At 71.3% G+C, this 22,469-nt stretch carries 24 protein-coding genes and 1 riboswitch; of the genes, 10 read left to right on the forward strand and 14 right to left on the reverse strand.

All coding sequences use genetic code 11. From position 1 onward, the window contains the following. Window positions 1–56: 56 nt before the first annotated feature. A complete protein-coding gene (locus FHR82_RS46155) occupies window positions 57–854 on the forward strand; it encodes a hypothetical protein (RefSeq protein ID WP_184811412.1) in 798 nt (265 codons plus the stop codon). A 200-nt stretch (window positions 855–1,054) separates the two neighbouring features. Further along, window positions 1,055–2,203, forward strand: coding sequence for a S1 family peptidase (locus FHR82_RS17465; protein ID WP_184811413.1), 1,149 nt, complete (start codon window positions 1,055–1,057; stop codon window positions 2,201–2,203). A gap of 145 nt (window positions 2,204–2,348) precedes the next feature. Here FHR82_RS17465 and thiE read toward each other — a convergent pair whose 3' ends face one another. Beyond that, window positions 2,349–3,008: a thiamine phosphate synthase gene (gene thiE / locus FHR82_RS17470; RefSeq protein ID WP_184811414.1), complete on the reverse strand. Its 660-nt coding sequence runs from the start codon at window positions 3,006–3,008 to the stop codon at window positions 2,349–2,351. Between the two features lie 21 nt (window positions 3,009–3,029). Further along, a riboswitch (TPP riboswitch) is annotated at window positions 3,030–3,138 on the forward strand. Here thiE and thiO point away from each other — a divergent pair. The 3 genes from thiO to FHR82_RS17485 all read left to right on the forward strand — a co-directional run bounded on the left by thiO (window position 3,135) and on the right by FHR82_RS17485 (window position 5,176). Further along, entirely contained in the window at window positions 3,135–4,214 is a 1,080-nt protein-coding gene (thiO, locus tag FHR82_RS17475) for a glycine oxidase ThiO (RefSeq protein WP_184811415.1), read from the forward strand. (Overlaps the previous riboswitch by 4 nt.) 4 nt (window positions 4,215–4,218) lie before the next feature. After that, complete coding sequence (gene thiS / locus FHR82_RS17480; RefSeq protein ID WP_184811416.1) at window positions 4,219–4,419, forward strand: sulfur carrier protein ThiS; 201 nt, start codon at window positions 4,219–4,221, stop codon at window positions 4,417–4,419. Window position 4,420: 1 nt separating this feature from the next. Further along, window positions 4,421–5,176, forward strand: a complete 756-nt coding sequence (locus FHR82_RS17485; RefSeq protein ID WP_184811417.1) for a thiazole synthase — start codon at window positions 4,421–4,423, stop codon at window positions 5,174–5,176. 18 nt (window positions 5,177–5,194) lie between these two features. On the opposite strand, the gene FHR82_RS17490 is transcribed toward FHR82_RS17485, so the two are convergent. The 4 genes from FHR82_RS17490 to thiC form a co-directional block, all read right to left on the reverse strand. Next, window positions 5,195–5,743 (reverse strand): ion transporter, encoded by a 549-nt coding sequence (locus tag FHR82_RS17490; RefSeq protein WP_512698863.1) that lies wholly within the window; start codon window positions 5,741–5,743, stop codon window positions 5,195–5,197. A gap of 64 nt (window positions 5,744–5,807) precedes the next feature. After that, the gene (locus FHR82_RS17495) at window positions 5,808–6,620 is read right to left on the reverse strand and encodes an ion transporter (RefSeq protein WP_184811419.1); all 813 of its coding nucleotides are present in this window, start codon (window positions 6,618–6,620) and stop codon (window positions 5,808–5,810) included. 1 nt (window position 6,621) lies between these two features. Then, complete coding sequence (gene thiD, locus FHR82_RS17500; protein WP_184811420.1) at window positions 6,622–7,467, reverse strand: bifunctional hydroxymethylpyrimidine kinase/phosphomethylpyrimidine kinase; 846 nt, start codon at window positions 7,465–7,467, stop codon at window positions 6,622–6,624. 53 nt (window positions 7,468–7,520) lie between these two features. After that, the gene (gene thiC / locus FHR82_RS17505) at window positions 7,521–9,179 is read right to left on the reverse strand and encodes a phosphomethylpyrimidine synthase ThiC (RefSeq protein WP_184811421.1); all 1,659 of its coding nucleotides are present in this window, start codon (window positions 9,177–9,179) and stop codon (window positions 7,521–7,523) included. A gap of 207 nt (window positions 9,180–9,386) precedes the next feature. Here thiC and FHR82_RS17510 point away from each other — a divergent pair, with 207 nt between their 5' ends. Then, window positions 9,387–9,983, forward strand: a complete 597-nt coding sequence (locus FHR82_RS17510; RefSeq protein WP_184811422.1) for a hypothetical protein — start codon at window positions 9,387–9,389, stop codon at window positions 9,981–9,983. On the opposite strand, the gene FHR82_RS17515 is transcribed toward FHR82_RS17510, so the two are convergent. The 4 genes from FHR82_RS17515 to FHR82_RS17530 all read right to left on the reverse strand — a co-directional run bounded on the left by FHR82_RS17515 (window position 9,930) and on the right by FHR82_RS17530 (window position 13,199). Further along, window positions 9,930–10,517, reverse strand: coding sequence for a LysE family translocator (locus FHR82_RS17515; RefSeq protein WP_184811423.1), 588 nt, complete (start codon window positions 10,515–10,517; stop codon window positions 9,930–9,932). The genes FHR82_RS17510 and FHR82_RS17515 overlap by 54 nt on opposite strands. A 214-nt stretch (window positions 10,518–10,731) precedes the next feature. Further along, complete coding sequence (locus tag FHR82_RS17520; protein ID WP_184811424.1) at window positions 10,732–11,643, reverse strand: S1C family serine protease; 912 nt, start codon at window positions 11,641–11,643, stop codon at window positions 10,732–10,734. Between the two features lie 73 nt (window positions 11,644–11,716). Continuing rightward, the gene (locus FHR82_RS17525; protein WP_184811425.1) at window positions 11,717–12,619 is read right to left on the reverse strand and encodes a threonine ammonia-lyase; all 903 of its coding nucleotides are present in this window, start codon (window positions 12,617–12,619) and stop codon (window positions 11,717–11,719) included. 10 nt (window positions 12,620–12,629) lie between these two features. Next, the gene (locus FHR82_RS17530) at window positions 12,630–13,199 is read right to left on the reverse strand and encodes a peptide deformylase (RefSeq protein WP_184811426.1); all 570 of its coding nucleotides are present in this window, start codon (window positions 13,197–13,199) and stop codon (window positions 12,630–12,632) included. A 123-nt stretch (window positions 13,200–13,322) separates the two neighbouring features. On the opposite strand from FHR82_RS17530, the gene FHR82_RS17535 reads away from it, so the two are divergent. Both FHR82_RS17535 and FHR82_RS17540 read left to right on the forward strand, forming a co-directional pair. Continuing rightward, the gene (locus FHR82_RS17535) at window positions 13,323–13,628 is read left to right on the forward strand and encodes a DUF3263 domain-containing protein (RefSeq protein ID WP_184811427.1); all 306 of its coding nucleotides are present in this window, start codon (window positions 13,323–13,325) and stop codon (window positions 13,626–13,628) included. Continuing rightward, a complete protein-coding gene (locus tag FHR82_RS17540) occupies window positions 13,625–14,251 on the forward strand; it encodes a LytR C-terminal domain-containing protein (protein ID WP_184811428.1) in 627 nt (208 codons plus the stop codon). The genes FHR82_RS17535 and FHR82_RS17540 overlap by 4 nt, the downstream gene beginning before the upstream one ends. Window positions 14,252–14,302: 51 nt before the next feature. On the opposite strand, the gene FHR82_RS17545 is transcribed toward FHR82_RS17540, so the two are convergent. From FHR82_RS17545 to moeA, 5 genes are all read right to left on the reverse strand, one after another. Further along, complete coding sequence (locus FHR82_RS17545; protein ID WP_184811429.1) at window positions 14,303–16,519, reverse strand: AAA family ATPase; 2,217 nt, start codon at window positions 16,517–16,519, stop codon at window positions 14,303–14,305. Between the two features lie 166 nt (window positions 16,520–16,685). Next, complete coding sequence (gene pssA, locus FHR82_RS17550) at window positions 16,686–17,633, reverse strand: CDP-diacylglycerol--serine O-phosphatidyltransferase (RefSeq protein WP_221463975.1); 948 nt, start codon at window positions 17,631–17,633, stop codon at window positions 16,686–16,688. Between the two features lie 72 nt (window positions 17,634–17,705). Then, on the reverse strand, window positions 17,706–18,428 hold the full coding sequence (locus tag FHR82_RS17555; protein ID WP_184811430.1) for a phosphatidylserine decarboxylase: 723 nt from the start codon (window positions 18,426–18,428) through the stop codon (window positions 17,706–17,708). Window positions 18,429–18,639: 211 nt separating this feature from the next. Beyond that, window positions 18,640–18,927, reverse strand: a complete 288-nt coding sequence (locus FHR82_RS17560) for a GlsB/YeaQ/YmgE family stress response membrane protein (protein ID WP_184811431.1) — start codon at window positions 18,925–18,927, stop codon at window positions 18,640–18,642. A 10-nt stretch (window positions 18,928–18,937) separates the two neighbouring features. Further along, window positions 18,938–20,170, reverse strand: coding sequence for a molybdopterin molybdotransferase MoeA (gene moeA / locus FHR82_RS17565; protein ID WP_184811432.1), 1,233 nt, complete (start codon window positions 20,168–20,170; stop codon window positions 18,938–18,940). Between the two features lie 66 nt (window positions 20,171–20,236). Between moeA and FHR82_RS17570 the strand changes: the two genes are divergently transcribed. Continuing rightward, entirely contained in the window at window positions 20,237–20,884 is a 648-nt protein-coding gene (locus FHR82_RS17570; RefSeq protein ID WP_184811588.1) for an AIM24 family protein, read from the forward strand. A gap of 77 nt (window positions 20,885–20,961) precedes the next feature. After that, on the forward strand, window positions 20,962–22,299 hold the full coding sequence (locus tag FHR82_RS17575; RefSeq protein ID WP_184811433.1) for a serine/threonine-protein kinase: 1,338 nt from the start codon (window positions 20,962–20,964) through the stop codon (window positions 22,297–22,299). Window positions 22,300–22,469: the final 170 nt, after the last annotated feature.

Genomic DNA, 22,469 nt, shown 5'->3' on the forward strand with positions numbered 1-22,469 from the left:
GGCGCGACCGTCCCAGTCGTTGGCGAAATGGAGTACTCATAAACAGACGAAGGATCATGAGCGACAAGGAAGAGAAGGACAGAGTACGGATCAGCCAGGTGCTGGCCGGTGCGCTCGCGGCGGTGACCGCGGCGCTGATCGGCTCCACCATGGGGGTCGCGGGCACGATCGTGGGGGCCGGGGTCGCGAGCATCGTCTCGACGCTGGGCGGCGCCCTGTACCTGCGGTCGATCGAGCGGACCACGGACAGCGTGCGGACGGTCCGCGCCAAGGTCGTCGGCAAGTCGGGTGGCGCGACCGTGCTGGTCGCCGACCAGGACCCCGGCGAGGAGCCGCCCGCGACGGGTGAGGAGGTCGAGGCAGCGACAAGGGACGCCGGGGCAGGGGGCGACGAGGCAGGGGGCGAGGCAGGGGGCGAGGCAGGGGGCGACGAGCAGGCAGACCGGCCGCCCGTGGCACGCCGCAAGCTGCGGTGGCCGATGGTGGTCGTCGGCAGCCTGGCGGCGTTCGCACTGGGCATGCTGGCCGTGACCGGCCTCGAGTGGCTGCGTGGCGAGTCCCTGTCCGGCGGTACCGGGACGACGTTCGGCAGCATCGTCGAACCGCACCGCGACAGCGAGGACCAGCGGGAGCGGCAGGCGCCCGACCCGACGACGTCCACGACCACGCCGACCGCGCCCGCGAGCGACTCGACCCCGCCGACGTCCACGACCACAGGTCCGACCAGTACGACCACGACGCCGCCGAGTGGTTCGAGCACTCCAGAGACCACGCTGACCACCACCACGCCACCGCCGGTCACGACAACGACCGAGGTGGAGCCGCCGGGCGGCAGCATTATCCCGACAAACTGACCCTGTGTAGCAAATCGGTCGCTCACAATGGCAACTGTTGTCCCCGAACGGCCGATCGCCGGACCCTGCGTAAGCAAATAGTTTCAGGAAGGCCATCCATTCCCGGATGGTGAGACCCCTCTGTTGAACGCCCCGGGAGCACGCTTCAACCCCCTGCTCGCTCCCGGGTTCCCCTGCAAGAAAACGAGGGAGCAACCCTGATGAAACGCACGACCCTTGTGCGCATGGGCAGCACCGCACTACTCACACTGGGCCTGGCGCTGACCTTCGCCACGCCCGCCAACAGTGTGCCGGTCACATCGGACATGAGTGAGATCCAGGCGGCGCTGCAACGGGACCTCGGCCTGACCCCGCAACAGGCCGAAGTCCGGTCCCAGCAGGAAAACGTGGCCTGGTCGAAGGACAAGACCCTGCGAATCGCCCTGGGCAGCGACTACGCGGGCAGCCGGTTCGACGCCAAGTCGGGCAAGCTGGTGGTGGACGTCGCCGACGCGAGCCGTGTCGCCGAGGTCAAGGCCTCCGGTGCGCTGGCCCGCGTGGTCGAGCACAGCGAGGCGGAACTGAACGCCGTCGCGACGAAGCTGGCACAGGGCAGTGCCGCCGTGCCGAAGTCGGTCACCGGCTGGCGAGTCGACGGGGCGTCCAACGCCGTCGTCGTCTCCGTCTACGGCAACGACGCCGCGGCCACGAGCTGGGCGAAGGGCCTCGGCGCGGACGTCAGCTTCGAGCACGTCACCGAACGGCCGCAGACGTTCTGGAACCTGATCGGCGGCCAGGCGATCCGGACCAGCAGCGGCTCGCGCTGCTCGCTGGGCTTCAACGCCCGCAGCAGCAGTGCCCGGTACGTCATCACCGCCGGTCACTGCACCAACCTCGGTGGCACGTGGTCCGGCTCCGGCGGCACCATCGGCGGTGTGTCCGGTTCGTCGTTCCCCACCAACGACTACGGCCGCATCACCGTGAGCTCCAGCGCCGCGGTGCAGACGGGCCTGGTCGACCGCTACAGCTCGGGCAGTGACGTGCGCGTCACCGGTTCGAGCGCCGTGGGCACCGGCGCGGCGGTGTGCCGTTCCGGCTCCACCACCGGCTGGCACTGCGGCTCCGTCTCGTCCACCAACGCGACGGTGTGCTACCAGCAGGGCTGCGTCTACCAGACGTTCCGCACCAACGTGTGTGCGGAGCCGGGCGACTCCGGCGGTTCGCTGGTGAGCAGCCCGTCCGGCTCGACAGTCCAGGCCCAGGGCCTGACCTCGGGTGGTTCCGGCAACTGCCGTACCGGCGGAACGACGTACTACCAGAAGATCAACGAAGCACTCAGCGCGTACGGCCTGTCGCTCGTCACAGGCTGACCGTGCACGCCAGCGGACGGGCCGAACCCTGCCGGCCCGTCCGCTGGTTCTCTCCGGTTGTCCTCGTGCACGACCGGCCAATGCCCCGAAACACGCTTTCGGGGCATTGAGCGTCCTGAAAGCGACTTGCAGGGCATCAGCCGCGTCAACCAGACGTCGCCGCCCGCAGGGCCGCCGCCAACCGGGACGCCGCCGCTCGCGGGTCCGCCGCCTCCGTGATCGCGCGGACCACCACCACCCGCGTCGCACCGGCGGCCAGCACCTCCGGCAGCCGTGCCTCGTCGATACCGCCGATCGCGAACCACGGCCTGCCCGTCCCCGTCGCGGCCGTCGTGCGCACCAGGTCCAGGCCCGGCGCGGGTCGTCCGGGCTTCGTCGGGGTCGGCCAGCACGGGCCCGTGCAGAAGTAGTCCACGCCCGCCTCGTCGGCGGCCGCCTTCGCCTGGGCCTCGTCGTGCGTGGAGCGGCCGATCACCACGTCCTCGCCGATGATCCTGCGGGCCAACGGGACCGGCAGGTCGTCCTGCCCGAGGTGCAGCACGTCCGCGCCCGCCCCGAGCGCGACGTCCGCGCGGTCGTTCACCGACAGCAGCGCCCCGTGCCGCGCGCACGCCGCCGCCAGCACCTCGAGCGCCGCGAGCTCCTCGCGCGCCTCCAGGCCCTTCTCCCGCAGCTGGATCACGTCCACGCCGCCGGCAAGCGCCGCGTCCGCGAACTCCGCCAGGTCCGGGCGGTTCCCGGTGCACAGGTACAGCCGTGCGTCCGCCAGCCGACGCCGAATCGCGTCTCCGTCTAGTCCAGGCACCCGTTCACGCTATACGGTGGAGGTGGTCCGCACGGGAGTCCAGAGGACTGGGCTGAGAGGGGATCTGCCGATCCCGACCGTCGAACCTGATCCGGATCATGCCGGCGCAGGGAGCGTGAGTGTGCTGTGAGTCACAATGTGGTCGTCGTGGGCGGTGGCGTCATCGGTCTGTCCATCGCGTGGCGGCTGGCGTCCGGACACGACGTGACGGTCGTCGACCCCACACCCGCCCGCGGCGCGTCGTGGGTCGCGGGCGGCATGCTCGCGCCGGTCACCGAGGCGTGGCCCGGTGAGGAGGAACTGCTCGACATCGGCGCCGCCTCCCTCGCGGCGTGGCCGGGGTTCGCCGCCGACCTGGGCATCGACCTGTACACCGAGGGCACGGTCGTCGCCGGGTTCGACGCCGCCGACGCCGCGCAGCTCGACATCGTCGCCGACTACCTCGCGCGACAGGGCAGAACCGTCGACCGGCTCACCGGCCGCGAGCTGCGCCGCGTCGAGCCGACCATCGGCCCCAGTGTCCGAAGCGGACTCCGCGTGCCGGGTGACCTCGCCGTCGACAACCGGGAACTGTTGCGGCGCCTGACTTCCAGCGCGGCCGAGGCCGGGGTGGAGTTCCTCCGTGAACCGGTGCGGGCGGTGCGGTCCGGTGCGGTCGAACTCGCCGGGTCGACGCTGCGCTGCGACACCGCGGTCATCGCCGCGGGCGCGTGGAGCAGCGGGTTGCACCCGGCGCTCGCGTCGGCGGTGCGGCCGGTCAAGGGCGAGATCCTGCGCCTGCGCGCACGGGCGGGCACGCTGCCACCACCCCGGCACACCGTGCGCGCGTTCGTCGAGTCCAGGCCCATCTACCTGGTGCCGAGGGCGGACGGCGAACTCGTGCTCGGCGCGACGCAGTACGAGGCGGGCTTCGACACCGCGGTCACCGCGGGCGGAGTGCGTGACCTGCTCGTCTACGGGGAACGCGTGCTGCCCGCCATCGCAGAGTACGAGCTGACGGAGACCGCGGCGGGACTGCGTGCCGGCAGCAGGGACAACCTCCCGCTGGTCGGCAGGCTCGAACCGGGGGTGCTGGTCGCGGCGGGACACCACCGCAACGGCCTGCTGCTGGCCCCGATCACGGCGGACGCGATCCGCGCCATGGCCGCGGGCGCGGAGCCGCCCGCGGAGATCAAGGCCGCGGACCCCGCCCGACTGGAGAGGTGAGCAGATGAACGTACGGGTCAACGGCACGGAACGCGAGGTGCCCGACGGCGCGACGGTGACCGAACTCCTCGCGGCACTGGGGGTTGCGGCCAAAGGCGTGGCCGTCGCGGTCGACGGCCAGGTGGTCGTGCGGACCGAGCACGACACGAAGGTGGTGCCCGACGACGCCGACGTCGAGGTCCTGACCGCGGTGCAGGGAGGCTGACATGGACGACCCACTGGTCATCGGAGACCGGCAGTACTCGTCGCGCCTGATCATGGGCACCGGTGGTGCCGCGAACCTGGCGGTGCTGGAGCGTGCGCTGACGGCGTCGGGCACCGAGCTGACGACGGTGTCCATCCGCCGCGTGGACACCCAGGGCGGCACCGGGGTGCTGGAAGTGCTGGAGCGCCTGGGAATCGACCCGCTGCCGAACACGGCGGGCTGCCGCACGGCGGGGGAGGCGGTGCTCACCGCGCGCCTGGCCCGCGAGGCACTGGGCACGTCGTGGGTGAAGCTGGAGGTCGTCGCGGACGACCGCACGCTGCTGCCCGACCCGGTCGAACTCCTCGAAGCGGCGGCAACGCTGGTGGACGACGGTTTCACCGTCCTGCCGTACACGAACGACGACCCGGTGCTGGCGCTGCGGCTGGAGGAACTCGGCTGCGCGGCGGTGATGCCGCTCGGCTCGCCGATCGGCACGGGCCTGGGGATCCGCAACCCGCACAACATCGAGCTGATCGTGAAGCGGGCAGGCGTGCCGGTGATCCTGGACGCGGGCATCGGCACCGCGTCGGACGCGGCCCTGGCGATGGAACTCGGCTGCTCGGGCGTGATGCTGGCAACGGCGGTCACCCGCGCGACGGACCCGGAAGCCATGGCGTCGGCGATGCGGCACGGCGTGACGGCGGGACGGCTGGCACACGGCGCGGGCCGGGTACCGCAACGGTTCTGGGCACAGGCATCGAGCCCACCGCGCTGAGGTGTGCGTTCCGGCCGGTCAGCGGCCCGGACGGCAACGTCGGGTGCGCAGTTCGTCTTCCAGGCGGGTCAGTTGGGCGCGTAGCGCGGTCAGTTCCGTCAGCACCGCCTTGTCCGTGCGTTCTTCCTTCGCTGCCTGGGCTTCCACCATCTGGCGTTCCGCCGCGTTGACGATCACCGCGATCAGCAGGTTCAGCACGATGAAGCCGGTCAGCACGATGTAGCCAACGAAGAACAGCCAGCCCAGCGGCCGGACCGCGATGATCCGGTCCGCGACCTCCGGCCAGCCCTGCGTCATCACCTTGAACATCGTCGGTGACGACGAGCCAAGGTGCCCGAACTCGTCCGGTGCGATCGCGCCGAACATCTGTACCGCCGCGATCGACGACGTGTACAGCACCAGCATCAGCAGCAGGAGGATGGACACGATCCCGGACAGGGCGCTGAACAGCGAGTTCACCACCTGCCGCATCGACGGGACCGCCGACACCAGCCGCAGTGCGCGCAACACCGACAGCGGACCCACCGCCGGGATCAGCGCGACGCCGACCTCCAGCAGGTCGAAGATGCTCCACGCACGATCACCAGCCGCTGGAAGCCCTTGTGCTCGACCAGAGTCCTCGCGCGTGCCCTCATGTCCGCTCCCGCTGCTGCTCCCGCAGCTCCGCGATCTCCCGCCGCAACGCCCTGACCTCCTCCAGGATCAGCGCGTCCGACGCCGCCTGGTCGGCCGCGTGCTGCTCCTCCGCCTCGACGAGGTCGTTCGTCACCGTCTTCTCCATCCCGCTCACGATCACCGCGATGAACAGGTTCAGCACCGCGAAGCTGGAGATCAGGATGTAGATCACGAAGAAGATCCACGCGAACGGCGCCGCCGCCATCACCTCGCGTGCGATGTCCGGCCACGCCTCGCCGGTCATCGTCTGGAACAGGGTGAACAGCGTGGTGCCCAGGTCGCCGAAGTACTGCGGCGAGATCGCGCCGAACAGCTTCGTGGCCATCACCGCGGCCACGTAGATGATCAGCCCGAGCAGCGCGCCGATCGACGCCATCCCCGGCACCGCGGCGAGCAGGCCCGACACCACGCGCCGCATCGCGGGCACCGCGGAGATCAGCCGCAGCGCGCGCAGGATCCGCAGCGCCCGCAGCACCGAGAACGGCCCGGACGTGGGGATCACCGAGATCGCGACGATCACGAAGTCGAACACGTTCCACGGGTCGCGGAAGAACCGCCAGCCGTGCGCGTAGAGCCGCAGCACCAGTTCCAGCACGAAGATGCCGAGGATCACGTGGTCGACGGCGTGCAGCAGGCCGCCGAACCCGGACATCACCGACCGCGAGGTCTCCAGGCCGAGTGTGACCGCGTTCACGACGATCACCCAGATGATGAACTGCTGGAAGCGTTTGTGCTCGACAAGAGCGCGTACGCGGTCCCGGGGATTCACGTCAAGAGAGACTAAACGCCCCGTCGTCGGGCAGTCGCCAGAACGCCGACACTGGACCCACACCGCTACCCAGTGGATACGCGTGCTTCACCGCGTTGGTCACGAACCACTTGCCGAACCGCACCGCGTCCGGCACCGCCATGCCGCGGGCGAGCGCGGAGGCGATCGACGACGCCATCGTGTCGCCGCCGCCGTGCGTGTGGATCGTGTCGATCCTGGTCGCGGGCAGTTCGAGGAACGTCTCGCCGTCATACAGCACGTCCACGCACTCCGGGTCGTCGTGCATGTGGCCGCCCTTGACGAGTGCCCACTGTGGACCGAGCGCGTGCAGCGCCTTCGCCGCCTCGCGGGCGTCGGCGTGCGTGCGGACGTCGTGGCCGATCAGCAGCCGCACCTCGTCGAGGTTGGGTGTGACGAGCGTCGCACGGGGGAAGAGTTCGGTGCGCAGCGCGGACATCGCGTCGTCGCGTAGCAGCGGGTCGCCGTGCATCGACGCCGCCACCGGGTCCACGACGAACGGGATCCGGCCGTCCCGTCCGATGTGGACCCGGTCGCACGCCTTCGCCACCGCCGCGATGATCTCGGCGGTGGCGAGCATCCCGGTCTTCGCCGCCAGCACGCCGATGTCGTCGGCGACCGTCTCGATCTGGGCCGCGACGACCTCGGGCGGGATCACCGAGACACCGGTGACCCCGAGCGAGTTCTGCACGGTGACCGCGGTGACCGCGGTCATGCCGTGCACTCCGCACGCGAAGAACGTGCGGAGGTCGGCCTGCAACCCCGCACCACCGCCGGAGTCGGAACCGGCGATGGTGAGGACGCGGGGTGGGGTGGCGTTCTGTGTCATCGGTGCGCTCCGCAAGCTCCGCTCATGTCATCCGTGCGCTTCGCGAGCTCCGCTCATGAGTCCACCACCGGCAGGTAGACCTGGCGGCCGTGCTCGTGGAAGCGGTCGGACATCTCCTCCATGCCCGCGTCGATGGCCGCCATGTCGGTGAGCCCGTGCTCCTCGGCGTACTTGCGGACGTCCTGCGTGATGCGCATCGAGCAGAACTTCGGCCCGCACATGGAGCAGAAGTGCGCGGTCTTGGCGGGTTCCGCGGGCAGGGTCTCGTCGTGGAACGACCGTGCCGTGTCCGGGTCGAGCGACAGGTTGAACTGGTCGGTCCACCGGAACTCGAAGCGGGCCTTGGAAAGCGCGTCGTCCCGCTCCTGCGCGCGCGGGTGCCCCTTGGCGAGGTCCGCGGAGTGCGCGGCGATCTTGTAGGTGATCACGCCGGTCTTCACGTCGTCGCGGTTGGGCAGGCCGAGGTGCTCCTTCGGCGTGACGTAGCAGAGCATCGCGGTGCCGAGCCAGCCGATCTGCGCGGCGCCGATCGCGGACGTGATGTGGTCGTAGGCAGGCGCGATGTCCGTCGCGAGTGGACCGAGCGTGTAGAACGGCGCCTCTCCGCACAGCTCCTCCTCGAGGCGCACGTTCTCCGCGATCTTGTGCATGGGCACGTGGCCGGGGCCTTCGATCATCACCTGCACGTCGTGCTCGCGCGCGATGTGCGTCAGCTCGCCGAGTGTGCGCAGCTCCGCGAACTGGGCCGCGTCGTTGGCGTCGGCGATGCTTCCCGGCCGCAGCCCGTCACCGAGCGAGAACGTCACGTCGTATTCGCGGAGGATCTCGCACAGCTCGACGAAGTTGGTGTACAGGAAGGACTCCCGGTGGTGCGCGAGGCACCAGGCGGCCATGATCGACCCGCCGCGCGACACGATCCCGGTGACCCGCTTGGCCGTGAGCGGCACGTACCGCAGCAACACTCCCGCGTGCACGGTCATGTAGTCGACGCCCTGCTCGCACTGCTCGATCACGGTGTCGCGGTAGATCTCCCACGTGAGGGCGGCGGGGTCGCCGTTGACCTTCTCGAGGGCCTGGTAGATCGGCACGGTGCCGATCGGCACCGGGGAGTTGCGGACGATCCACTCGCGGGTCTCGTGGATGCGCTTGCCCGTCGACAGGTCCATGACCGTGTCGGCGCCCCAGCGGGTCGCCCACACCAGCTTGTCCACCTCGTCCTCGATGGACGACGAGACGGCCGAGTTGCCGATGTTGGCGTTGATCTTGACGAGGAACTTCTTGCCGATGATCGCCGGCTCGACCTCGGGATGCCTGCGGTTCACCGGGATCACGGCCCGCCCGATGGCGACCTCGTTCCGCACGAACTCCGCGTCGACGCCCTCGCGCGCGGCGACGTACCGCATCTCCTCGGTGATGATCCCCGCTTTCGCGTACGCCAGCTGGGAAACGGCGCCGTTGACGGGTTCCCGCCCGGCGATCCAGCTCGCGCGGAGCGGGGCAAGTCCACTGTGGACGTCGATGGTGGCGTTGTCGTCGGTGTACGGGCCGGACGTGTCGTACAGCTCGATGTGCTCCCCGTTGGTCAGGTCCACGCGGCGGAACGGCACCCGGATGCCGGCTGTCCCGTCGATGTCGCGGTAGACCTTGCGGGAACCCGTGATGGGGCCGGTGGTCACGCTGGGGCGCACGGAACGGTCGTCAAGTGCGGTCATCAGTGGATCTCCCTACGCCGGCATTACCCGGTCAGGTTCAGGCGGTCGGCAGAACCGGGTCCGTGACTGGACACCATCTGCCCTCTCAGCCCGCCAAGGCGCGAGCTCCCGCGTTGATTGAATTGTGGTGACTCTGAGCACGACCATAACCAGCTGTTCGGGGCACTGCCAAGGGCGAGATCCGCGCGACGGCGATAACGTGCAGGCGTGTACGCGCACCCGGCGCCGGCAAAACCCTGCGCGACCTGCGGAGACCTGACGGGCCGCTGCTACCCGTCATGCCCGGGTTGCGCGAGCGCCGTCGACGGCCCGTGGCTGTCCGCGTGGACCCTGTTGCCGGACCCGGACCCCGAACAGGTGGCCGACGCGCCCTCTGGTGACTACCCGTGGACATGCGTCGACTGGGCACTTCGGAAGCTGCGCTGCCAGGGCTGCGGCGGTGAGCTGGCCGCGGGCGCTCCGGACTGCGTCGGCTGCGCTGCGGCGTCGTCAGCCCGCTGGGAGCTGGCGACGTCGACCCCGCACGAGCACGTACTGCGCACGGCGGTGGTGGCGCTGCGGGCACCGACGTGGCACCGGCAGGCGGTGGTGTCGACATGGCGGCTCCTGTTGCCGTTCGTGGTGGCGGGCGCGGTGCCATCGGTCGCCGAGTTGCGCGAGGTCAGAACACAGGTGCTGGCGGGCAGGTATGCGGAACTGGCGGGGCTGGAGACGTTGCCGCTGGAGGTGCCGCTGCTGCCGTGGCGTCGCTCAACGGTCCAGGGCGAGCTTCACCCCGAGCCCGATCAGCACGGCACCGGATAACCGCTCGATCGCGGCCCGATGCCGTTGCAGCCACCCGACCGCGGCGGTGATCACGGTGGCGATCACGAGGTACCAGAGCGTGTCGATCACGACCCAGAGCACGGCGAGCGTGATCAGTGCCCACCGCCCGGCACCGGGAGAGACGAACTGCGGCAGGAACGAGATCGCGAACACGGCGAGCTTCGGGTTGGCGAGGTTGACCAGCAGGCCCGCGCGGAAGCCGCCGGTTGCCGGGGTGTCGGTCTCGCGGTGCTTCCCGAACAGGGCTCTGGCCCCGAACCACAGGAGGACGACGACCCCGGCGACCCGGAGTACCTGGTAGGCGACCTCGGACGCGACGAGCAGCACCGACAGCCCGAGCCCGGCGGCGAGCGCCCAGAAGGCGACCCCGGTCTCGAGCCCGGCGACGGTCACGAACGCGGCCCGCCGGCCACCGCGCACGGACTGCTTGACGAGCATGGCGGTCCCGACGCCCGGCACGATCGCGAGCAGGAACGAGGCGAGGAGGAAGGCGAGCAGTCCGGTGGTGGTCATGGCGACATCGTGCGCCCGCCCACCGACACCGCCAACCGATTTGGGGGGAGTTGTCCACAGCAGGGTGGGTTGTCCACAGTTCGCCCCAGGGGCCTTGAAATCTGAACCCCAACTGGTAGACTGGCAAGGCGGGACGCCCCCGGGACAGGGTGGGGGGTGCGTTCCGGCGCGCGTCGCCTTTCATGAGTGTGTCGCGCTGTTGCCGGCGTTCCGGTCAGCCGATCGTCAGCTCCGTCGGCCGGGCGTACACGTCGACCATCGCGCCGTTGCGCAGCACCGTGACCGCCAGGTCGGTGCCGATGACCTCGGCGAACAGCTTGCGCTGGATGCCTTGTGCGTCACGGATCTGCTCGCGTGCCACGGTCAGGATCAGGTCGCCCTTCCGCAGCCCGGCGCGGTCCGCGGGCCCGCCCGTCACGACCTCGATCACCCGAAGACCGGCGCGCTGGCCCGTGCGCTCGGCGACGTCGTCCGGCAGTGGCGCGGGCATGCCGACCACGCCGAGGTACGCCCGCCGCACCCGGCCCTCGACCATCAGGGTGTCGATGATCCGCCTGGTCGTCGGGTTGATCGGGACCGCGAGGCCGAGGCCGAAACCCGCGACCGCCGTGTTGATCCCGACGACCCGGCCGTGCGAGTCCGCCAGCGCGCCACCCGAGTTGCCCGGGTTCAGCGCGGCGTCGGTCTGGATGACGTCCTCGATCACCCGTGCCGCCTGCCCCTGCCGCACCGGCAGCGACCGGCCCAGTGCGCTCACCACGCCCGCCGTCACCGAACCCGACAGGCCCAGCGGCGAACCGACCGCGACGACCAGCTGGCCGACGACCAGGTCATCGGCGTTGCCCAGCTCGGCCGGGGCCGGGGCCGTGCGTGCGTGGAGCACCGCGAGGTCCGACAGCGCGTCCGAGCCGATCACGTCGAACAGGGACTCCTCGCCGTCGGAGTAGGTCGCCTCCCCGCTCGACGAGCCGCCGACCACGTGGGCGTTCGTCAGCAGGTGCCCCTCTTCCGTGACGACCACCGCCGACCCGCCGCCGCGGGGCAGCGACACGCTCGCCACGTGGGGAGTCAGGGTCCTGGCCACCTCGCTCACCGTGCGCGAGTAGGGGTCAAGCTCGTCGGACATGCACTCACCGCCAATTACACCGTTGCACGTACTACGAACTGTGCGCCGGTTCGTGTTTGTTCCGCGTTCGCCCTCAGCGGACGTCCGCGTTCGCGCCGGTGAGCACCGTCGCGACCGACCCGGCGTCGACGTGCGACAGCGCGGCCAGCCCCGCCGCGCCCGCCGGTTCCAGCAGCACGCCCAGGGTTTCGGCGGCCAGTGCCATGGCCGCGCGGAGTTCGTCGTCGGTCACGAGCACCATGTCGTCGACCAGCGCGCGCAACCGCGTCACCGCAACGGGCTCCGGCCGGCTGATCGTGATCCCGGCCGCGAACGCGTTCTCCTGCGGCACCGCCACCACCTCGCCGCGGCGCCAGCTCTCCACCAGCGCGGGCGCGGCCGCCGCGGCGACGCCCACGACCCGCACGTCCGGCCGCTTTTCCTTGAGCCAGCACGCGATTCCGCTGATCAGCGCGCCGTCGCCGACCTGGACCACGACCGTGTCGAACGACTCCGCCGCCAGCTCGACACCGACCGTGCCCGCGCCCTCGGCGATCGCGGGGTCGACGCCGTCGCTCAGGTACAGGCGGCTCGGATCGTCCGCCGCGTACGTCACCGCGGCCGCCTTCGCGTCACCGTCGACCCGGTGCACGACCGCGCCGGTCGCGGTCATCCGCGCGAGCTTCACCGGGGACGTCGCGGCCGGTACGAACACCTCCGCGCGCAGCCCGCGGCGCCGGGCCACGTAGCCGACGGCCTGCCCGAAGTTCCCGCCGGTCGACGAGCACACGACCGTCGAACCCGAGGGGAGCGCCGCGATCGCGAAGTCGGCGCCGCGGCCCTTGAAGCTGCGCAGCGGGTTCAGCGTCTCGACCTTCGTCAGCACGCGCTTGCCGAGCCGCGCGCTCAGCTGGTCGTCGACGTACTGCGGGGTGTTCCGGAAGAGCGGGTCGATTTCCGTTGCGGCGCGGGCGATCCGGTCGACGTCGAGGTCCATGGCCCCGACGCTAGACCTCGGGCTCGTCCTCCTCGGCCGGGTTCCAGGACAGGCCCGGCCTGCCCCAGTCGTTGCGCTTGAGCATGCGTTTCGACTCCCTGCCGTACCGGCCGACGAGGCGGCTCAGGTACAGGAAGCCGTCGAGGTGGTCGGTCTCGTGCTGCAGGCAGCGCGCGAAGTAGCCGGTGCCCTCGACCTCGATCTGTTCGCCGTCGAGGTCCTGCCCGGTGACCTTGGCCCACTGCGCGCGGCCGGTCGGGAACGACTCGCCCGGCACGGACAGGCAGCCCTCGAGGTCCTTGTCCGGGTCGGGCATGGTCTCGGGCCGCTCGGAGGTGTCGAGCACGGGGTTCACGATCACGCCGCGGTGCCGCACGCCCTCGTCGTCGGGGCAGTCGTACACGAACACGCGCAGGTCGATGCCGATCTGGTTGGCCGCGAGGCCGACACCGCGGGCTGCCGCCATGGTCTCGAACATGTCGTCGACCAGCGTGCGCAGCTCGTCGTCGAACTTGTCGATCTTGCGGACGGGGTGGTGCAGCACGGGGTCGCCGGCGATCCGGATGGGGTGAACGGCCATGGCCGAACTGTAGCCAAACCGGGTGCGTTGTCCCGGCGGGGACAGCGGTAGCGTGATGTAATGGCACCCGGAAATCACACGCGTGTGATTCCGTTGAGGACCGACCTGGTGGCGAGGAGCCAGATGGACGCCGCGGAGTTGCCGGCAGAGCCCGCTGGAGGCCTGCCCGCAGCCGGTGAGCTGACGCAACGCGAGCGGGAGATCCTCGCGTTCGAGCGCCAGTGGTGGAAGTACGCGGGCGCCAAGGAACAGGCGATCCGTGAGCTGTTCGACATGTCGCCCACGCGGTACTACCAGCTGGTCAACCGGCTGATCGACAAGAGCGAGGCGCTCGAGGCCGACCCGATGCTGGTCAAGCGGCTGCGCAGGCTGCGGTCCGGCAGGCAGCGCGCACGCATGGCGCCGAGGCTGGGTGCCGAGCGGCAATGACCTCGCCCGAATCCGGTTCGACGCGCCCACTGCGGGTCGCGGGCGTCGCGCTGCTCGGCGTGGCGACGATCGCCCTGATCATCGGCCTGATCACCATGTTCGGCAGCAACGGCGACGGCCGCGCCGACGGCGGCGAGGAACGCCCGCCCGAGCCCACGACGACGACTAGTTCCTCCGTACCGCCCGGCAACCCGCCGTCGTCCGCGTCGACGTCGAAGTCCGTGCCGCCGACGACATCATCCTCGTCGCCCACGACCACCACCACGACGACGCAGACCCGCCCGCCGGGCGACGGCAACGGTGAGCCCGAGAAGTCGGTCCCGGTGCGGGTGCTGAACAACAGCAAGATCAAGGGTCTGGCCGCCACCGCGGGCGACGACCTGAAGGCGAACGGCTGGCAGGTCGTGGAGGTCGGCAACTACTCGGCGAGCAACCTGCCGGAGACGACGGTGTTCTACCGCCCCGGCACGGATGAGGAAGCCGCGGCGCGAGCGCTGGCGTCGGCGTTCGGCCTGGCGGTCGAGCCCCGCATCGACACGCTGGCCGACCTCCCGCCGAGCGTGATCGTCGTGGTGACCAACGACTACGCCGACAACGACGGCGACGGCAAGAACGAAGGCTGACCCGCGAGTCCGACCGGCGCGACTTGTGGGCCGGACTCGCGAGGTCCTGGGTCAGCGGGACTTCGCGTACGCCTCCAGTGACGCCAGCTGTGCCGGATCCAGGCTTGCCCGCACCGAGTCGCGGGCCCTCGCCACGTGCGCCGCCGTCACCTCCGCCGCTTCCAGCGACTCGCGCATCGCCGTCAGCGCCGCCTCCCGGACCAGCGCGGCGCAGTCCGCCGCCGAGTAGCCGTCCAGGGATGCCGCCAGCTCCGCCAGGTTCACGTCCGGCGCCAGCGGTGTGTTGCGCGCCGCTGCCTTCAGGATGTCCGTGCGGGCGTCCGCGTCCGGCGGTGGCACGTACACCAGGCGCTCCAGGCGGCCCGGCCGCAGCAGCGCCGGGTCGATCAGCTCCGGGCGGTTCGTCGCGCCGAGGACCACCACGTCGCGCATGGGTTCCACGCCGTCCAGTTCGGTCAGCAGCGCGGCCACCACTCGGTCGGCCACCCCGGAGTCCGACGACTGGCCGCGTCGTGGCGCCAACGCGTCGACCTCGTCCAGGAACACCATCGCCGGTGCCGCCTCCGCCGCCCGGCGGAACAGCTCACGCACGGCACGCTCGGACTCGCCGACCCACTTGTCCATCAGCTCGGCGCCCTTGACCGCGATCACGTTCAGCTGACCTGTTCCCGCCAGCGCCCGCACCAGGAACGTCTTGCCGCACCCCGGCGGCCCGTACAGCAGCACGCCCCTCGGCGGCTCCACCCCCAACCGCGCGAACGAGTCCGGGTACCGCAGTGGCCACAGCACCGTCTCCTCGAGCGACTGCTTGACCTCCTTCATGTCGCCGACCTGGTCGAGCGTCAGGCCACCGGTCTGCAGGTTGTCCGAAGTGGACAGCGAGGTCGGGCGGACCGTGGACAGGGCGTCCGTCAGGTCCGCGAAGGTGATCGCGGCCGCTGCCCGGACCGCTGCCCGGACCGCGGCCTCGCGGCGCAGGGCGATCAGGTCCGCCGCCACGAAGCCCGGGGTGCGTTCCGACAACACCCCGAAGTCCACATCGGACTCGACCGGCACGTCGCGCAGCAGTACGCGCAGCAGGTCCACCCTGGTGCGCGCGTCCGGCAGCGGCACCGACACCGAACGGTCCAGCAGGTCCACCCCCCGCACGCGCGGGTCGACCGCCTCCGGGTGCGCGGAGGTCGCCACCACCGCGAAGCCCGGGTTGCGCACCGCCGCGCGCAGCGTCTCGATCACCACCGTCGCGATCGGCGGGGGACTGGTGGCGGGCAGCAGGGCGTCGATGTCGGTGAGCAACAGCACCGCCGGGGTGCGGGACGTCGCCGACTCGATCGCCGCCGACAGCCTCGCCGCGCCCGCGTTCGGTTCGAGCGCGGCCAGCGTCGGTGCCGCCAGCTCCACGACCTCGGCCTCCGCCGCGTGCGCCACCGAGCGCACCACCGTCGCCTTGCCGACCCCTTCCGGGCCGGTCAGCAGCACGCCGAGCTGCGCGGTCGTACCGAGCGCGGTCAGCAGCTCCGGCCGCTTGAACGCCAGGTCGAACCACTCCGTCAGCCGGTCCGTCGCGTCCTTCGCGCCGATGAGGTCGCACACCGGCGGCGGGGCCGCCGACGGCACCACGACCGGATCCACGTCCACCTGCTGCGGCTCCGGCAGCACCACCGAACCACCGGGGCCCGCCAGCGCCGCCGCGGCCGCGGGCTCACCCGTGCGGGCACCGTCGCGCCAGCCGACCACAGTGGACGGATGGACGGCGACCGCACCCGATGGCTCGCTCGCGGTGACGGTCAGCAGCTCGTTCGTCCACGTCATGCCGATCGCGCGGGACAGGGTGCCGCGCACCGCGGTCACGTCGGAGCCCGGCGCGGGCGCCAGGTCCTGCGGCAGCAGGGACACCGCGTCGCCGACGGTCAGGATCTTGCCGGTCAGCGCGAGGCGCACGGTCTCCGGCGACAGCGACGCCGCCGCGAGACGGGACCCGGACAGCGTCAGGGTCCGGGCGGGCGCCACCTCGGCGGGGGCCACGACGACCTCGCCGCCCTCGGTCACGCCGATGTTCGACATCGTGATGTCGTCGAGCAGCACCACGCCGGGCGGGCCGTCGCCCTCGGCGGCCAGCGCGGCGCTCACCCGGGCGCCGGTCAGCCGCACACCCGCCCACGGTTCGAGGCCCAGCGCGTCCAGCACCTCCGGGTGCAGCCGCACCACCCCGCGCCGCGAGTCGAGCGCCGACGGGGACAGCCGGACGGTGAGCGTGATCTCTGGCATGGGTCAGACATTACTGAGCGGAGCTTGCGGAGCGAACAGTGCCGCTGAGCGGAGCTTGCGGAGCGAACAGTGCCGCTGAGCGGAGCTTGCGGAGCGAACAGTGATGCTGAGCGGAGCTTGCGGAGCGAACAGTGCCGCTGAGCGGAGCTTGCGGGAGCGAACGGCGCTACTGGTCGTCGCGCCTGCTGGTGGGTGGCCTGGACTGGTTGCGCCGCAGGCCGATCCGCCGCCAGTTGCGGCCGCGCACCGCGCCGCGGCGCATGCGGGTCGCGTCGGTGGGCAGCGCCACCGAGCGCACGTTGTTGTCGCCGCCGCGGCGCGACCACGCCGCGCGGGCGGCGCCCGCGACCCGCCGCATCGGCGGCCGCAGCCCGAGCCGCCGTCCCGCACCGTGGGCGCGGCGGATGGCGCGCCGTTCCTTCGGCGGCACCTCCCACGCCTCGGGGTGGTTGGCGAGCCAGTGGTTGCGGCGCACCGCGTACGGGATGTGCAGCAGGTACACCAGCAGCGCCGCGGCCAGCGCCAGCATCGGGTAGGTGATCACGGCCGCGGCGAGCAGTCCGGTGAGCACCAGCAGCGGCGCGACCGCCTTCGCGGGCACCTTGATCGTCTTGAGCGACAGCGTCGGGATGCGGCTGATCAGCAGCGCGGCGATCGCGACCGTCCACACCATCACCACGGCGTCGGTGTTCCACCAGCCGTCGCGGCCGATCTGCAGCGTCAGGATCAGCGGCAGCAGCGCCGACAGACCACCGGCGGGCGCGGGTACGCCGACGAAGAACTCCCTGGCGTACGGCGGTTGTTCGGTGTCGTCGAGCAGCGTGTTGAACCGCGCGAGCCGAAGGATGATGCACACCGCGAACACCAGCGTGACGACCCAGCCGACTCTGTTGCCCTGGAACTGCCACACGTACAGCACGAGCGCGGGCGCGACGCCGAACGAGATCGCGTCGGCGAGCGAGTCCAGCTCGGCGCCCATCTTGCTGGTGGCGTCGAGCAGGCGCGCGATGCGGCCGTCGAGGCTGTCGAGCACCGCGGCGACCGCGATGGCCGCGATCGCCGCCTGGAACTGCTTGGCCAGCGCGAACTGGACCGCGGAGAGGCCCGCGCACATGGCCAGCACGGTGATGGCGTTCGGCAGCACCCGAACACCCGCGGACGCACGGCCCACGACGCGGCCTGCCACTCAGCCCTCCGGCAGTTCGGCGAGGACGGTCTCGCCACCGATGGTGCGCTGGCCCGGCTCGACCAGCACCTTCGAGTCGACCGGGACGTAGATGTCCACCCGCGAGCCGAAGCGGATCAGCCCGTAGGTGTCGCCGACGGTGACCTTCTCACCCTCCGTGACCTGGCACACGATCCGCCGTGCGATCAGCCCGGCGATCTGCACGACCACGACCTCGGTGCCTCCTGGGCCGTGGTCGGTGGTGAGCAGCAGCGAGTTGCGCTCGTTGTCCTCGCTGGCCTTGTCCAGGTCGGCGGAGAGGAACTTGCCCGGCTTGTACACCGCGCGGGTGACGACACCGGACACCGGCGCGCGCTGGACGTGCACGTCGAACACGGACAGGAACACCGAGATCCGCAGGCGTTCACCGGCGGGCAGGTCCAGCTCGGGCGGTGGCTCGGCCAGCACGACGTGCGACACGGCACCGTCGGCGGCGGCCACGACCAGGCCGGGGCGGGTGGGGGAGACGCGCTTGGGCTCGCGGAAGAACCAGGCGACGGCGCCGGCCAGCACGAAGCCGACCACGCCGAGTCGCCGGGACAGGCGGCGCAGCAGGAACGCGGCACCGGCGGCGCCGAGCGCGAACGGGCGGCCTGCCGGGTGCATCGGTGGTACGACACTCCTGGTCAGGGCCATGAGGTGGGCGAGTCGGCCCGAATCGGGGCCTTCTTTGGATTCGGTCATCAACCGGGACATTCCTCGCAAACGGGTGCGGTTCTGTACGCACCACGCTACGCCGGTCGCGGAGGGTGACCTCAGGGGAGACCCGCACCGGCCGACCGTGCACCCCCCGACGACGTGCACGAGCCGGCCGGCTGGGCCAAGCTTTCATGAGCGCACCGGCAGTGTATGCCCGGGCACTCGAAGTGAGCAATAGCCGAAAGTGCGTCTCCGGTTACGGACGGTTGCCGGATGACCTGCGCGCGATCGCCTGGACCAGCTGCAGCACGGCCAGGAGCACGATCGCGCCGAGGGCCGCCACACCCATGCTCGGAAGATCGAAGTCCCAGGTCTTCTCCTGGCCGGTGAACGCCCGGTAGAGCAGTCCGCCGAGCGCCGCTCCCACGACGCCGACGATGATGCTGACCAGGCAACCCTGCGGCCGCCGGTACTTCCCGCCGACGACGACGTTGGCGACCCAGCCGACGATGGCCCCGAACACGATCCACGCGATGAACCCCACGGGACCGAGCCTACGTCGCGCCGCCGAGGAGCAGCACGTCCACGAGGTCACCCTCCGCGATCACCTCGGCGTTCTCGGGCACCTCGATGAGGCAGTTCGACGCGGCGAACGACGCGAGCAGATGAGAGCCGGGTCCGCCGACCGGAGTAACGACGCCATCCTCGACGTGGCCGCGCCGGTACTGCCGCCGCGCCGACGGCGACCGCAGCTCGGCCGCCGACCGCACCCGGACCCTCGGCCTGCGGATCACCTCGTGGCCCATCGCGGCGAGCAGCGCGGGCCGCACGAACAGCTCGAACGACAGGGCGGCACTCACGGGGTTGCCGGGCAGCGTCACGACCGGCAGGCCCTTGAACACCCCGGACCCCTGCGGCCCGCCCGGCTGCACGGCGACCCGCACGAAGTCCACGCCCTGGCCGGTCAGCGCGTCCTTGACCACCTCGTACGCGCCCGCGCTCACCCCGCCGGAGGTGATCAGCAGGTCCACGTGGTCGATGTGCTCGGCGATGGTCGCGTGGAACGCCTCGACGTCGTCGGGCACGAACCGCAGCACGATCGGCTCGCCGCCGATCTCCCGCACGGCAGCGGCCAGCATCAGGCTGTTCGACTCGTAGATCTGGCCGTGCAGCAACGGGTTCCCCGGCGCGACCAGCTCGGAACCGGTCGACAGCACCAGCACGCGGACCGGCCTGCGCACCGGCAGCTCGGCCAGCCCGATCGCGGCCGCGAGCCCCAGCTGCGGCGCACCGAGGACCGTGCCCGCGCGCAGGACCGTGTCGCCCTCGGTGACGTCCTCGCCGGTCCGGCGGATGTGCGTGCCCGGCGCGACGGGTGCCCGCACGGCCACCCGCTGCTCGCCGCCGTCGGTGTCCTCGACCCTGACCACCGCGTCCGCGCCGGGCGGGACCGGCGCGCCGGTCATGATCCGGTGCGCGGTGTGCGGCAGCAGCGGCACGATGTCGGTCCGGCCCGCCGGGATGTCGACCGGTACGGGCAGCGCGACCGCGGCGTGCCGCTCCGCGTCCGCCACGTCCTCGGCGCGGACCGCGTAGCCGTCCATGGCGGAGTTGTCGAACGGCGGCAGCGACACCGGCGACGGCAGGTCCTCTGCGAGCACCAGGCCGACGCAGTCCAGCACGGGACGCAGGGTCACCGGCGTTGGCGGGATCAGCGCGGCGACCCGTGCGCGGTAGTCGGCCACGGAGATCGGAGCGGAGAGCGGAGTGTTGGCCACGCCCCGCATCCTGCCCGCTGACAGAACGTGCGTGCCAGACTGCACCCCGACCGGTTCACGATCACGGAGGGCACGGTGCAGGTCCGCACGCGGCACACCCCGGCGTTCGGCGTCGCCAGGCTGTTGCTGGCGCCAGGTGAGGCGGTCCAGGCCGACTACGCCTCGATGATCGCGACGAGCTACGGCGTCGTCGTGGACGTCCGGGCGCGGGGCGGGTCGCGCAGCAGATCGGCGAGGGCCGTGTTCACCGCGCCTGCCGAGGGCGGCTGGGTGGACGTCGCGCCCGCGCTGCCCGGCGACGTGTACACCCTCGAGCTGGACGGCGTGAACGGCTGGTGCGTGTCGCGCGGCTGCTGGCTCGCCGCGCCGTCGACCGTGCGCACCGACCCGCAGTGGAGCGGGTTCCGCAACCTGTTCGGGGCGGAGACGGGGTTCGTCGAGCACGTGTCCGGCGTCGGCGCGCTGGTGCTGTCGGCGTGCGGCACCCTCGACGTGGTGACCCTCGACCAGGGCGAGTTGATCACGGTCGACCCCGCCTACCTGCTCGCGTACTCCGAGCTGACCCAGTCGCGGCTGCGCGCGGTGAGCCAGTCGATGCCGCAGGCCGTGCGGACCGGGGAGGGTCTGCTGCTGGACTTCGCCGGGCCTGGTCAGTTGCTGATTCAGACCCGCAACCCGCGGGCGATGGGCGCGGTGCTGGGGGCACCCGGCAACGGTCGATGACGGATACGCCCAACCCTGCGCGGGCCTCACACGCCGGACGTTAGGCTTCCACCCGACGACGAATGAATGGATGAGTGGTGGCGGAGGACCTCACCGGGCGTCGCCTGGGGCACTACCGGATCGACGGTGTGCTCGGCAAGGGCGGCATGAGCGTGATGTACCGCGCCACGGACATCCGCCTCGGCCGGAAGGTCGCGCTCAAGGTCATCGCGGAACACCTCACCGAGGACCCGGAGTTCCGGGAGCGGTTCGTCGACGAGGCACGCAACACCTCGGCCATCGACCACGCGAACGTGGTGCCGCTGTACGACTTCGGTGAGGTCGACGGCCTGCTCTACATCGCCATGCGGCTCGTCGACGGGTCCGACCTCGCGTCGTTGATCAAGAACGAGCGGCTCGAGCCGGACCGCGCGGTCGCGCTGCTGTCGCAGGTCGCCGAGGCGCTGGACAACCTGCACGAGCGTGGTCTGGTCCACCTGGACGTCAAGCCCGCCAACGTGCTCGTCACGAGCCGCGAGTCGGCCGCCGAGCACATCTACGTCGCGGACTTCGGCCTGACCCGCCGCGGCGCCACCGGCCACCGCACGCGTGGCGGCGACTTCCTCGGCTCACCCACCTACGCCGCGCCGGAGCACCTGCGCGGCGAGCCGGTGGACGCGCGCACCGACGCCTACTCGCTGGCCTGTGTGCTGTTCGCGTGCCTGTCCGGGCGGCCGCCGTTCCAGGGCGCGGTGCCCGAGGTCATCCAGGGCCACCTGAACCGCGAACCGCCGTCGCTCACCGAGGTGGTGCCGTCGCTGCCCGCCGGTATCGACGAGGTGATCCGCCGCGGCATGGCGAAGCGGCCGGCGGACCGGTACGCCACCTGCCGCGAGCTGATCGCCGCCGCCCGGCGGGCCCTGTCGCAGCCGGTGCGCCGCCCGCCCGCCGTGCCGGTGGGACACGGGCAGGGACCCGGCCAGGGACAGGGGCCCGGGCAGGGACCCGGCCAGCGGCCCGCGCCTGCCCAGCAACAGCAGCGCCCGCAGCAGACCACGCCCTACCGGCCGCAGCAACCACAGACCACCCCGCCCGGCGGGTACCAGCGGCCTGCCATGTCGTCGGCCGACCCGGTGCGGCTGCGCCCGCCGGCACCGGCCGCCGCGAGCACGGCGTTCACGTCGTCGGACTCCTCGGGCGGCAACCGGTGGATCGCGCCCGTGCTCGTCGGGATCGTCGCGATCGGCCTGATCGTGGCGGCCATCCTCTTCTTCAACTCCGGCGACCAGCCGTCGGGTCCCGGCGACCAGCAGGAGACCACGACCACGAAGAAGAGCGTCCCGTCCATCAAGGTGGGCGACGGCGACTCCTCGAACGACTCCGACAGCGACTCCGAATCCGAGGACTCCGGCTCCGCCGAGACGTCCGGTCGCTGACCTGGTCTTCTTGCACTCGGGCGGGGAGAGTGCTAAACACGGAGTTGGCACTCTGTACTTCCGAGTGCCAAAACGAGGTCGGGACGGTGAGGCCGGGAGTCTCCGGTCGTCCGTCGCGGGCACCGAGCCTGGCCACGGACGTGAACTTCCAAACGGAGGACTTACACCGC

The organism is Actinophytocola algeriensis (genome assembly GCF_014203735.1).
GTDB classification, from domain to species: Bacteria; Actinomycetota; Actinomycetes; order Mycobacteriales; family Pseudonocardiaceae; genus Actinophytocola; species Actinophytocola algeriensis.

What these genes read in the sequence shown, in the direction of transcription:
- FHR82_RS17535 (WP_184811427.1), top strand. Translation starts at nt 13,323, where the DNA reads ATGGACGCCGCGGAGTTGCCGGCAGAGCCCGCTGGAGGCCTGCCCGCA.
- thiC (WP_184811421.1), bottom strand. Translation starts at nt 9,179, where the DNA reads ATGACCGCACTTGACGACCGTTCCGTGCGCCCCAGCGTGACCACCGGC.
- thiS (WP_184811416.1), top strand. Translation starts at nt 4,219, where the DNA reads ATGAACGTACGGGTCAACGGCACGGAACGCGAGGTGCCCGACGGCGCG.
- FHR82_RS46155 (WP_184811412.1), top strand. Translation starts at nt 57, where the DNA reads ATGAGCGACAAGGAAGAGAAGGACAGAGTACGGATCAGCCAGGTGCTG.
- moeA (WP_184811432.1), bottom strand. Translation starts at nt 20,170, where the DNA reads ATGCGGGGCGTGGCCAACACTCCGCTCTCCGCTCCGATCTCCGTGGCC.
- FHR82_RS17485 (WP_184811417.1), top strand. Translation starts at nt 4,421, where the DNA reads ATGGACGACCCACTGGTCATCGGAGACCGGCAGTACTCGTCGCGCCTG.
- thiD (WP_184811420.1), bottom strand. Translation starts at nt 7,467, where the DNA reads ATGACACAGAACGCCACCCCACCCCGCGTCCTCACCATCGCCGGTTCC.
- FHR82_RS17465 (WP_184811413.1), top strand. Translation starts at nt 1,055, where the DNA reads ATGAAACGCACGACCCTTGTGCGCATGGGCAGCACCGCACTACTCACA.
- FHR82_RS17530 (WP_184811426.1), bottom strand. Translation starts at nt 13,199, where the DNA reads ATGGCCGTTCACCCCATCCGGATCGCCGGCGACCCCGTGCTGCACCAC.
- FHR82_RS17525 (WP_184811425.1), bottom strand. Translation starts at nt 12,619, where the DNA reads ATGGACCTCGACGTCGACCGGATCGCCCGCGCCGCAACGGAAATCGAC.
- FHR82_RS17555 (WP_184811430.1), bottom strand. Translation starts at nt 18,428, where the DNA reads ATGACCGAATCCAAAGAAGGCCCCGATTCGGGCCGACTCGCCCACCTC.
- FHR82_RS17515 (WP_184811423.1), bottom strand. Translation starts at nt 10,517, where the DNA reads ATGACCACCACCGGACTGCTCGCCTTCCTCCTCGCCTCGTTCCTGCTC.
- FHR82_RS17545 (WP_184811429.1), bottom strand. Translation starts at nt 16,519, where the DNA reads ATGCCAGAGATCACGCTCACCGTCCGGCTGTCCCCGTCGGCGCTCGAC.
- FHR82_RS17520 (WP_184811424.1), bottom strand. Translation starts at nt 11,643, where the DNA reads ATGTCCGACGAGCTTGACCCCTACTCGCGCACGGTGAGCGAGGTGGCC.
- pssA (WP_221463975.1), bottom strand. Translation starts at nt 17,633, where the DNA reads ATGTGCGCGGGCCTCTCCGCGGTCCAGTTCGCGCTGGCCAAGCAGTTC.
- FHR82_RS17540 (WP_184811428.1), top strand. Translation starts at nt 13,625, where the DNA reads ATGACCTCGCCCGAATCCGGTTCGACGCGCCCACTGCGGGTCGCGGGC.